We start from the raw sequence: 11,122 nt of genomic DNA, 5'->3' as shown, positions 1-11,122 counted from the left end.
ACCGCCAACATTGTCAAAGTAGACATCTACGCCGTCCGGGCAAGCCCGTTCAATGGCCGCTGACATATCCTGCTCCTTCTTGTAGTTCAACACCACATCGAAGCCCAGCTTTTCTTTCAAATAAGCGCATTTTTCATCAGAGCCTGCAATACCAACCACGCGTGCTCCCACAATTTTACCAATCTGACCTGCAATCATGCCTACCGCTCCGGCTGCTCCCGATACAACAACCGTTTCGCCGTCCTTCGGTTTGCCGATGTCCTCCATACCAAAATAAGCCGTCAGACCCGTCAGGCCCAGCGCACCCAGGTAAGCCGTGATTGGTGCTTCTTCGGTATCAATTAGCGAAAGATCAGCCGTATTCACTGCGGCATATTGTTGCCAGCCCCACATACCGGATACGAGGTCACCTTTGCGCAGATTCGGTTCCGAAGATTCCACAACCTGTCCAATGGCTCCACCCTTGATCACTTCATTTAACGCGTACGGTGCAGCATAGGATTTTGTATCTTTCATGCGGCCCCGCATGTATTCGTGGCCGTGAAATCCCATCTGTTGATGAAGGGAGAGCATGAGCTGTTCTCGCAATGTATCATCCATCTGAACGGTTCCGATGAGTTCAATGGCATCTTTCATTTTGCCTTTACCCAAAAGTTCGGTAAAACTCGCTTCCAACGCTTCATTCATGCTACGCAGCATTGTTAACTCCGAATGATGTCCACGACCACGCCCAGGCTGCCAATGGATAAAGCCTTGTTCCTCCAATTTTCTGAGAATGAATTTCACATTACGAGGGGTGCAGCACAAGGCAGCGGACAGGCTATCAATCGTTACCGCTACAGGTTCATGAAGTTTGAATGAAAGTTGTTCGGCCCCAGCAAGCCTTATAAAGTGTGTATGCAGGGTATCCATGGTCATGACTCCTCTATTAAAGGTGAAAAGTGTGATCATATGTTTACACTTTTCTTTCCCCCTTTTATCCTTACAATTACACAGGGGCCACCGAATTTCTTCGCACATACAGTTGCAATCCGTCACCTTTTTTACCGCCAGACTGGAACTTAGCGATGATGCCTTCAGCCACGTTACGTGGAGTTTCAGCATATTTAGCAAATTCCATAGAGTAAGTCGCACGACCTTGAGACATAGAACGCATATGAGTTGCATAACCGAACATCTCAGCAAGTGGAACTTCAGCTTTAATTGCTTTAGTACCACCAGGTAGATCGTCCATACCCTGAACCATACCACGACGACGGTTTAAGTCACCCATGATATCGCCCATGTAGTCTTCTGGAGTTTCTACTTCAACTTTCATGATAGGTTCAAGAAGAACAGGATCTGCTTTCATGAAACCGTCACGGAAGGCATAAGAACCAGCCATCTTGAACGATAATTCGTCAGAATCGACATCATGGTAAGAACCATCGAACAATGTCGCTTTGATGCCAACTACTGGATAACCAGCAAGGACACCATTCTTCATACGTTCTTGGATACCTTTGTCAACTGCACCGAAGAATTCTTTAGGTACTACACCACCTACAACTTCTTCAGCGAATTCGTATTCTTTACCAGCTTCAGGATCAAGCGGTTCTAAACGTACGTATACGTGACCGAATTTACCTTTACCACCAGTTTGACGTACGAACTTACCTTCTTGCTCAACAGTCTTTTTGATTGTTTCGCGGTAAGCAACCATTGGTTTACCAATGTTCGCTTCAACGTTGAATTCACGTTTCATACGGTCAACGATGATGTCAAGGTGAAGCTCACCCATACCAGCAATAATGGTTTGACCAGATTCTTCGTCAGTACGAACGCGGAATGATGGATCTTCCTTAGCCAAACGACCTAAAGCGATAGACATTTTTTCTTGGTCAGCTTTAGTTTTTGGTTCAACAGCCAATGCAATTACTGGCTCTGGGAATTCCATACGTTCTAGAGTGATGATGTTTTTCTCATCACATAGTGTATCACCAGTAGTTACGTCTTTAAGACCTACACACGCAGCGATGTCACCAGCACGGATTTCTTCAACGTCTTGACGATCGTTCGCGTGCATTTGCACGATACGGCCGATACGTTCACGTTTAGATTTAACCGGGTTATAAACAGAATCACCTTGTTTAAGAACACCAGAGTAAACACGTACGAAAGTTAAGTTACCTACGAATTTGTCGTTCATAATTTTGAACGCAAGTGCAGAGAACGGAGCTTCGTCAGATGCTTCACGAATCGCTTTAGTTTCAGCTTTGTCGTCAAGAACACCTTCAATCGCTTTAACTTCAGTCGGTGATGGCAAGAATTCAATTACTGCGTCCAACATACGTTGAACACCTTTGTTTTTGAACGCTGTACCACAAAGCATTGGTTGAATTTCACAAGCCAATGTTTGAACACGTAGACCAGCAACGATTTGTTCTTTAGTCAAATCGCCATTGTTCAGGTATTCGTCCATTAACTCTTCAGAAGCTTCAGCAGCAGCTTCAACCATGTTTGTACGCCATTCTTCAGCAGTTTCTTGAAGATCAGCAGGGATTTCGCCGTACTCGAACTTCATACCTTGTGAAGCTTCGTCCCAAATGATCGCTTTCATTTCGATCAAGTCGATAACGCCTTGGAAGTTTTCTTCAGCGCCAACAGGGATTACTACAGGTACAGGGTGCGCACCAAGACGTGTTTTCATTTGTTCAACAACACGGAAGAAGTTTGCACCAGTACGGTCCATCTTGTTCACGAATGCTAAACGAGGCACTTGGTATTTGTTAGCTTGACGCCATACAGTTTCAGACTGAGGTTGTACACCACCTACAGCACAGTAAACCATACATGCACCATCAAGAACACGCATAGAACGCTCAACTTCGATTGTGAAGTCAACGTGTCCCGGGGTATCAATTACGTTGATACGGTGTTCTGGGAACTGCTTAGACATACCTGACCAGAATGTAGTGGTAGCAGCAGAAGTAATGGTAATACCACGTTCTTGCTCTTGCTCCATCCAGTCCATTGTTGCTGCACCATCATGTACTTCACCAATTTTGTGAGATACACCTGTGTAGAACAAGATACGTTCAGTAGTTGTGGTCTTACCCGCATCGATGTGCGCAGAAATACCAATATTACGGTAACGAGAAATTGGGGTTTGACGAGCCATGATCTCTTGCATTCCTAAATTTTGTTGTTTAAAACAGGACGCTTTAAGTTGCTAGCAACTTAAAGCGCTTTGATGACAATTGGGTGAAACCCATATCATCACCGTCCTGATAAGGGCCTGTTTTATTTGCTTAGAAACGGTAGTGAGAGAATGCTTTGTTGGCTTCAGCCATACGGTGCACATCTTCACGTTTTTTAACCGCTGCGCCTTTACCTTCAGATGCATCAAGCAACTCACCAGCAAGACGTAAAGCCATAGTTTTTTCAGAACGCTTAGCAGCAGCATCTACTAACCAACGCATAGCCAAGGCAGTACGACGGGATGGGCGCACTTCCATAGGTACTTGGTATGTAGCACCGCCAACACGGCGTGCTTTTACTTCGACCATAGGGCGAACTTTTTCAAGAGTAGTCTCGAAAAATTCAACCGGGTCTACTTTAGATTTTTCTTGAACGCGGTCTAAAGCACCGTAAACGATACTTTCAGCAATAGATTTTTTACCATCTTGCATTACGTGGTTCATGAATTTAGCGATTGTTTGGCTACTGAATTTCGGATCCGGAAGGATTTCACGAGCAGCGACTACGCGACGTCTTGGCATTTTAAACTACCTATAAATATGACACTTCAGGTTTATCCAGCATTAGCACAAAGTGTCATGTGCATTCGCTGGCCTTACTACACGTCGCTTGAATTTCACAAAATTAAATGCAGAAATCAGACAAGCGAGACGATAAAGGATTGCAGTTCTAGCGAACTAAGAAGTTAATCTCGAAAGATCAATTATTTCTTAGGACGTTTAGTACCGTATTTAGAACGAGACTGGTTACGATCTTTAACACCAGCACAGTCTAAAGAACCACGAACGGTATGGTAACGTACACCTGGTAAGTCTTTAACACGACCACCACGGATAAGAACAACACTCTAGAAACTTCAAAACCTGAAGTTAAGCGAACACGGCAAACTTTACGCATTGCTGAGTTAGGTTTTTTAGGTGTAGTTGTGTAAACACGTGTACAAACACCACGGCGCTGTGGACAAGCCTTCAACGCAGGAACTTTAGATTTTTCAATCAAAGTCGTACGACCCTTACGGATCAACTGATTTGTTGTTGCCATTTGGCAATTCTCCCGTTAATAAAAAGCCCCAAAAACTACTACTTTTTGAGGGCATGCAATTGTAAGTCAAGATGCAAAATTGGTCAACATGATAGAAGCAGGCAAATCCACATCCGCTCTTGCTTACAATTGCTTAGTACTTTCATATCTTTACTATTTTTCTTGCAGATTAATCTGCATCTTTTGTAACATCTTCTGTTGATTTTTTAGCAGAAGATTTTGTCGCTTTTTTTGGCTTTTGCTGTGTAGCTTCCATGCCTGCTTCGCTCTGATCATTTTCAGTATCAGCGGCAGCGACTTCGGCCTCGTCTGTGACATCGCCCTCAGCTTCTGCCTGTGCAAGCGTATCTTCGATATCTTCAGGTGCCGGCTCACTCAGTGCTGGTTGCTGTACATGCTTATCCGCAACCGGTTCTACCAACTTATCGGCTAATGAATCCAAGCCTTCACTGACCTCTTCATCTTTTACTTCCTCTGTGACTTGAGAATCTGTCTTTTTCAGCACTTTTACCTGAGTAATATGATCATTTCCTTCAATCGGAATCTCTTTATCTAAAATTAACTCATCCCCGGTATGACCATTTTTCTTGATATTTTCCAGTAGTTTTGGTGCAGCCTGTTGCAGCAATGCTTTAGATTTTTCATAAGCCTCTAAAACAGAGGCAGAGCTGTCACGATGCTGTAGCAGATATTGACGTGCATTCGAGAACACATCCTGTGCTTTCTGATTAACATCCTCGACAAAACGGCGACTGTATACTGCGCCTACCCCAGCACCCGCTAACGGTACCAATTTAGATAGTTGTTCAATCAGGGAAACTTTCGGTATATGATTTATCCATTCCCATTTCGATTGACTATCTTCCTGATGCAGGAATTTGCGTAGCAGCTCAGTATCATTACTTGAACCCAACATGGCTTGCAGCTGGGAAATGTCATGGGTTTTTAAAGTAGCACCTAGCGCTCTTAAGCCCAACAATACAGTTTGCTTTTCTGCAATCAGACTCAGATCAATCTGACGGAAGATATGCTGCACGATATCCTGATCTTCTTCTTTACTTAAATCAAAGCCATAAGAACGGCCGACTTGATAAATAGTACGCAGCGCCAGCACCAAAGATGCAGGAATATCCACTGCTGTACCAATTACCCCAGTTGCCCCGGAGAATGCACCTTGAACTGCAGCAATCCATTTATTCTGTTCACCGAACGCTTGAGAAATACGCTTAGAACGATCAACATCTTGGGTGAGCTCCTCCAGATCACGCACCCCCGCTTCATCGAGAACGGCATCTACTGAACTGATGTCATTGGTAAACTGATTTAGATGATCAAAGAAATAATCGGACACTTTTTCGCTAAACTTGGGCGAAATAAAATGCGTAACATTATTCACTGTATTGAAATGACGGCCAAACAACTGGCGCGATACACTTGGTAGATGTTCACGTAACATCTCCTGTGGATTGTCGTATTTTTTTGATTCAAATGGACTCTTGGCTTGAGCTTCGCCATTGACCACCTTATCTACATTCAGTGCTTGTGTGACCTTCGAAACCGAATCAGGTGCAACATGGTTGAATAGATCCAAACCTGTTGTACTGAACTTTTTCGCCACTCCAAACGCACTGGAGATGAAGCCATTTGATTGTTTATTATTGGTATTTGTCATTCCTTACCTCAGCGTGCACGTGCTTGTATTTTGTATAAATACTAGGTGCTAGCAGCGTTTATCTCAACCTTATTCTGTTTCATTTAGTAATCCCTCTGTGTAGGAATCTCTATTCGAATGTACAACGTACTGGGCATAACATTTGCCATAAGATTTCAAAAATCTTTCTGTTATGATGTTCCTCATTGTGAACAATGGGTCAGCATCATATTTAACGTTTGATGAAAACGCTAAATATCTCCCCTGACCATAAAGATGAACTATAAGGATCTGTAGATGAAACGTGTTGTCATCACTGGTATGGGTATTAACTCATGCATCGGAAATACATTGGAAGATGTAACTCACTCTTTACAAAACGGGATTTCAGGCACACGTTTAAATCCAGTCTATGCTGAACTGAACTTTAAAAGTCATGTCAGCGCGGCTGCTGAGCAGGATTTTGACAATATCGACCGTCGTCTCAAACGCTTTATGGGTGTTTGTGCCATGTATGCCTACAATTCGGCAATTGCAGCGGTTGAGCATGCTGGTCTGAAACCGGAAGATCTGGCGGGCAACCCACGCTATGGTATTGCAGGCGGCTCAGGCGGTAACTCAACAGCATCTGTAATAGAAATGGCGAAATTACTCGAAGAAAAAGGTGCACGTAAAATTGGCCCGTTCTTCGTACCCCGCAATATGTCAAATACCATTACAGCTAACGTTGGTGTAGCGCTTAAACTTCAAGGTATTGCTCACTCAATTACCAGCGCATGCGCAACTTCTGCTGATGCGATTGGTTATGCCTATAACCTGATTCAATTGGGTAAACAGGACTTGATGCTTGCCGGTGGCGGTGAAGAAGATCACTGGTCTCAAAGCTTGCTGTTTGATGCGATGGGTGCACTGTGTTCGAAATACAATGACACACCTGAAACTGCATCTCGTCCATATTCAGCAGACCGTGACGGTTTCGTGATTGCTGGCGGTGGCGGTTTCGTGGTGCTTGAATCCCTTGAACACGCTCAAGCACGTGGTGCCAATATTCTTGCGGAAGTCGTAGCTTATGCAGCGAACTCTGATGGTGCCGATATGGTTGCGCCAAGTGGTGAAGGTGCAACGCGTTGTGTATTGATGGCTTTAGAAGAAGCAAAACAGCATGGTGTAGACAAGATTGACTATGTAAATACGCATGGTACCTCTACTCCAGCAGGCGACATTACAGAACTTAAGGCAATGGAACGTGCGTTTGGTGAAGGCCAAGTTCCTTCACTTAGCTCGACCAAGTCTATGACAGGTCACAGCCTAGGTGCTGCTGGTGTTCAAGAAGCAATTTATTCAGTTCTGATGATGCAAAATGATTTTATTGCGCCAAACATCAACGTGACTGAGCTGGATGAAGGTGCGAAACCGTTTGATATCGTGCTTGAAAAACGTGACGCAAAATTGAATACTGTGATGAGTAACAGTTTCGGTTTCGGCGGCGTAAATGCTTGTCTCATCTTCAAAAAATGGGAAGGCTAAGCTGCCCAATTTAGGGTGACTTGATGGATGCTCCTTCTGATGCTTTCCTTTGGGTAAAAGCATTACATATTATTGCAGTGGTTTGCTGGTTCGCGGCTTTGTTCTACTTGCCACGTTTATATGTTTATCATGCCATGAGCGAAGATACCGTGAGTCATCAACGCTTTGAAGTCATGGAGCGTAAGCTGTACCGTGGCATCATGTGGCCAGCAATGCTGGCCACCCTGATTACAGCACACTTTCTGGTGGATTGGGGTGATGCAACGCGTCATTACCATGAAGCCTTATGGTTCTACCTTAAAGTCGGCCTGGTCGGCTTATTGGTGATTTACCATCTGGTCTGTGGTTATTACCGCAAGAAGCTGATTGATAATGCCCATTACAAGTCACACAAGTTTTGGCGTTATTTTAATGAGATGCCAACCCTGCTGTTATTTGCAGTGGTGATTCTGGTGGTGGTTAAACCTACCTTCTAGTTTAGCTACTCAATAAAAAAATCCCCGATCATTCGGGGATTTTTTTATGTCTTAGATTCTAAAATTTACATCTCTACCTGAAGCTTACGAACTCTTGGCAAATACAGCACACGATAGGTCACCGCCAGAATTAACAGCCATAACGGACTGATCATCAAGGCTTTCAAGGTATCTGGTTCCAGACTCAAAATCACCAAAGCAAAGAACAGGAATGCCAGCACGATATAAGACATCCATACACCGCCCGGCATTTTAAAAGTCGAAGCAGTATGTTTTTCCGGTTGCTGCTTACGGTAGCGGATATAGCACACCATAATGATGCTCCAGATACTGATAAACAGGATCACACACAGTGAGCTCGCCAAGGTAAAGGCTTCCATCGTATTCGGTACAAAATACTGGAATGCTGCACCCAGCAGAATAAAAGTACAGGAGAACATCAGACCTTTCGCCGGTACTGCACGGCTCGACAGTTGTGCCAAGGCTTGTGGTGCCTGACCACCTCGTGCCAGGCCAAACAGCATCCGACTGGTGGAGAACACCCCACTATTCATCGAAGACATCACGGAGGACAAGACCACAAAGTTCATGATAATGGCGGACGTTGGAATCCCCGCATATAAGAACAGGCTAACGAATGGGCTCTGATCTGCAGGAATCTGGCTCCATGGCGTGACGGCCATAATCACCAGCAATGACAACACGTAGAACAGAATGATACGGGTTGGAATCGCATTGACTGCTTTAGGTAAATTCTTTTCCGGATCTTTGGTTTCAGCTGCCATGGTACCTAGCAGCTCCACCCCCACAAAAGCAAACATCGCGATCTGGAAACCCGCCAGAAAGCCCGTCACACCTTTCGGAAATAACCCATCTGACCAGACATGACTAAAGCTGGCCGTCGCACCGCTTGGCGCCTGAAAACCACTAAAGACCATATAACCACCGACAAAAATCAGGCCAATAATTGCCAGAATCTTGATCAGGGCAAACCAGAATTCAATCTCACCGAAGAGTTTTACTGTCACCAGGTTAATACCTAGAATCAAGAGTACACAGGCAGCGCTGATCAGCGCCTGTCCCGTCGGGGTAAAGGCTGTACCTTCGGGTAACCAGAAATTCAGGTAGTTAATAATCGCAGCCAGATCGGCAATACCAACCAGAACCCAGCCCAACCAGTACGACCAGCCAATGTAATAGCCTGCACCCGGACCAATCAGATCATGCGCCATATCAATAAAAGACTTGTACTGCAGATTCGACAGCAGCATTTCACCAAGAGCACGCATTAAAAAGAAAAACATCCCGCCAATGATCATATAGATCAGCAGGATCGAAGGACCAGCCAAGGCGATAGTCTTACCCGAACCCATAAACAGGCCGGTACCGATACAGCCACCAATGGCAATCAGCTGTAAATGCCGATTAGATAACTTGCGTTGTAGCTCATGTTGCGACGGCGCTGCGTCATCTCTAGAGGGTATAGTATTCATCTTCAGTTCCTTTTTCGCCTCAGGCCCTTGCCCACCTGATCAGATTTCCTCCTGAAATCCTGATTCAGATGCAGTTTCATTTAAAAAGTTAAATGATCGGGTCTGATGTTGTTACAAAATTAAGTTGGGAGATCTCAAATATCAGAGGCTCTTAAGGCTGTGCTGCAATCACTGCAATTTCAATCAGCCAGTCTGGATTGACCAGATCCGCCTGAATGGTGGCACGTGCCGGAGTATCATGACCTTGCAGCCATTCCACCCAGAGTTGGTTTACGTTGCTAAAGTCAGCTAAATGCTTGATAAATAATTGCGCCGAAAGCAACCGGCTTTTATCAGTATTTGCCAGCGCAAGCAATTCTTCAATCTTGGCGAAGACCTCCAAGGTCTGTCCGTGTATATCCAGATCGGTACGTGTTGGTACCTGCCCTGATAAATACACGGTCTTGTTGTGAATAGTGGCAGCACTCATCACCTGATTGCTGCGGATACGTTGAATATCGCTATGTTCCATCATAAATTTTCCTCTCCATTTTTTCCGTTAATGGGTCAATATTGAATTTCCGGTTTCAAGCTGTACTGGCACACGGGCGGTAATGCCGCACATCAACTCATAGCCCACTGTTCCTGATCCTGCTGCAACTTCCTCAATGGGCAGCACTGTGCCGTGGGTCGACCGCCCCCAGAGCACTACTTCACTACCAATGTTCGTTTGAGGAAGTTCAGTCAGATCAACTGTCAGCATATCCATACTGACCCGGCCAATCGTCTGGGTTCTGACGCCATCTACCAGCACTGGTGTACCGGTCTGGCTAATACGCTGATAACCATCCGCGTAACCACAAGCCACAACACCAATTCGCATCGCCTGCTCCGCAACAAAGTTGGACCCATAACCGACACTTTGCCCAGCCTGAATATCTTGAATGGCAATGATTTCACTGCGTAAGCTCATACTTGGTTGGAGATTCCAGTCTTGAATACTATGGCTTGGATAATCTGGTGAACTGCCATAGAGCATGATGCCGCTACGTACAATATCGGAATGCAAGCTTTGATGATGGCGTAGAATGGCCGCACTATTACTGAGAGAGGTTTTAGCCTCAAGCCCCTGAATGGTCTGGCTAAAAATCAGGTTTTGATGCTCAATGCCATCCAATCCAAAACGCTGGCCATCCGCATCGGAAAAATGGGTCATATGCGTCATTGAGCGCACATTTTCAAATTGGCTTAACTGTTGCCAAACATCTGCATATTCATGCGACTGAAAACCTAAACGATTCATGCCGCTGTTCATTTTCAAGAACACATCAAACTGTGCATCCGGTGCTATTTCCGCAAACTGTTTCAGCCATTGCACTTGATGCCGGGAATGAATAGCAAAGCTCATGTCATGCTTTGCACATGCAAATAAATCCGCTAGCGTAAAAACACCCTCGAGCAACAGCAGCGGTTTTTTGCATCCCAGTGCACGTAGCCGCTTACCTTCTTCAATATCCAGAAAAGCAAAACCGTCTGCAGACTGAAATGCCGCATAAACCCGTTCAATGCCATGACCATAGGCATTGGCTTTGACCACAGCATACACTTCAGCATTTGGAGCAGAAGCTTTAGCAATATTCAGATTATGCTGCAATGCATCTAAATGCACTACAGCTTGAATTGGACGTGGCATAGATTCTTCCTTGAAACAGTAA

At 44.9% G+C, this 11,122-nt stretch carries 9 protein-coding genes and 1 pseudogene; 2 read left to right on the top strand and 8 right to left on the bottom strand.

Annotated features, from left to right (window positions below; genetic code table 11):
* The 5 genes and pseudogenes from ACS72_RS18365 to ACS72_RS02740 form a co-directional block, all read right to left on the bottom strand.
* The coding region (locus ACS72_RS18365; protein ID WP_212771677.1) for an SgrR family transcriptional regulator at positions 1 to 912 on the bottom strand (912 nt) is incomplete at its 3' end.
* A gap of 76 nt (positions 913 to 988) precedes the next feature.
* Positions 989 to 3,160: an elongation factor G gene (fusA, locus tag ACS72_RS02755; RefSeq protein WP_048881154.1), complete on the bottom strand. Its 2,172-nt coding sequence runs from the start codon at positions 3,158 to 3,160 to the stop codon at positions 989 to 991.
* 130 nt (positions 3,161 to 3,290) lie between these two features.
* The gene (gene rpsG, locus ACS72_RS02750) at positions 3,291 to 3,761 is read right to left on the bottom strand and encodes a 30S ribosomal protein S7 (protein WP_004279240.1); all 471 of its coding nucleotides are present in this window, start codon (positions 3,759 to 3,761) and stop codon (positions 3,291 to 3,293) included.
* 182 nt (positions 3,762 to 3,943) lie between these two features.
* Positions 3,944 to 4,281, bottom strand: a pseudogene (gene rpsL / locus ACS72_RS02745) (30S ribosomal protein S12).
* 169 nt (positions 4,282 to 4,450) lie between these two features.
* Positions 4,451 to 5,953, bottom strand: coding sequence for an EcsC family protein (locus ACS72_RS02740; protein WP_048881152.1), 1,503 nt, complete (start codon positions 5,951 to 5,953; stop codon positions 4,451 to 4,453).
* A 276-nt stretch (positions 5,954 to 6,229) separates the two neighbouring features.
* Between ACS72_RS02740 and ACS72_RS02735 the strand changes: the two genes are divergently transcribed.
* Both ACS72_RS02735 and ACS72_RS02730 read left to right on the top strand, forming a co-directional pair.
* Positions 6,230 to 7,459 carry a beta-ketoacyl synthase N-terminal-like domain-containing protein gene (locus tag ACS72_RS02735; protein WP_004811172.1) on the top strand — a complete coding sequence of 410 codons (1,230 nt, stop codon included), beginning with the start codon at positions 6,230 to 6,232 and terminating at the stop codon, positions 7,457 to 7,459.
* Positions 7,460 to 7,482: 23 nt separating this feature from the next.
* Positions 7,483 to 7,935 carry a CopD family protein gene (locus ACS72_RS02730; protein WP_004811175.1) on the top strand — a complete coding sequence of 151 codons (453 nt, stop codon included), beginning with the start codon at positions 7,483 to 7,485 and terminating at the stop codon, positions 7,933 to 7,935.
* A gap of 65 nt (positions 7,936 to 8,000) precedes the next feature.
* Here ACS72_RS02730 and ACS72_RS02725 read toward each other — a convergent pair whose 3' ends face one another.
* The 3 genes from ACS72_RS02725 to alr all read right to left on the bottom strand — a co-directional run bounded on the left by ACS72_RS02725 (position 8,001) and on the right by alr (position 11,100).
* Positions 8,001 to 9,428 (bottom strand): amino acid permease, encoded by a 1,428-nt coding sequence (locus ACS72_RS02725; protein WP_008304441.1) that lies wholly within the window; start codon positions 9,426 to 9,428, stop codon positions 8,001 to 8,003.
* A gap of 151 nt (positions 9,429 to 9,579) precedes the next feature.
* Positions 9,580 to 9,939: a RidA family protein gene (locus ACS72_RS02720; protein WP_008304439.1), complete on the bottom strand. Its 360-nt coding sequence runs from the start codon at positions 9,937 to 9,939 to the stop codon at positions 9,580 to 9,582.
* 27 nt (positions 9,940 to 9,966) lie between these two features.
* Entirely contained in the window at positions 9,967 to 11,100 is a 1,134-nt protein-coding gene (gene alr, locus ACS72_RS02715; RefSeq protein WP_008304437.1) for an alanine racemase, read from the bottom strand.
* Positions 11,101 to 11,122 lie beyond the last annotated feature (22 nt).

It is taken from the genome of Acinetobacter sp. VT 511, from assembly GCF_001077515.1.
Taxonomy (GTDB): Bacteria; Pseudomonadota; Gammaproteobacteria; order Pseudomonadales; family Moraxellaceae; genus Acinetobacter; species Acinetobacter schindleri.
This window is presented reverse-complemented; position numbering and strand designations above follow the sequence as displayed.

What these genes read in the sequence shown, in the direction of transcription:
- ACS72_RS02730 (WP_004811175.1), top strand. Translation starts at nt 7,483, where the DNA reads ATGGATGCTCCTTCTGATGCTTTCCTTTGGGTAAAAGCATTACATATT.
- fusA (WP_048881154.1), bottom strand. Translation starts at nt 3,160, where the DNA reads ATGGCTCGTCAAACCCCAATTTCTCGTTACCGTAATATTGGTATTTCT.
- alr (WP_008304437.1), bottom strand. Translation starts at nt 11,100, where the DNA reads ATGCCACGTCCAATTCAAGCTGTAGTGCATTTAGATGCATTGCAGCAT.
- ACS72_RS02735 (WP_004811172.1), top strand. Translation starts at nt 6,230, where the DNA reads ATGAAACGTGTTGTCATCACTGGTATGGGTATTAACTCATGCATCGGA.
- ACS72_RS02740 (WP_048881152.1), bottom strand. Translation starts at nt 5,953, where the DNA reads ATGACAAATACCAATAATAAACAATCAAATGGCTTCATCTCCAGTGCG.
- rpsG (WP_004279240.1), bottom strand. Translation starts at nt 3,761, where the DNA reads ATGCCAAGACGTCGCGTAGTCGCTGCTCGTGAAATCCTTCCGGATCCG.
- ACS72_RS02725 (WP_008304441.1), bottom strand. Translation starts at nt 9,428, where the DNA reads ATGAATACTATACCCTCTAGAGATGACGCAGCGCCGTCGCAACATGAG.
- ACS72_RS02720 (WP_008304439.1), bottom strand. Translation starts at nt 9,939, where the DNA reads ATGGAACATAGCGATATTCAACGTATCCGCAGCAATCAGGTGATGAGT.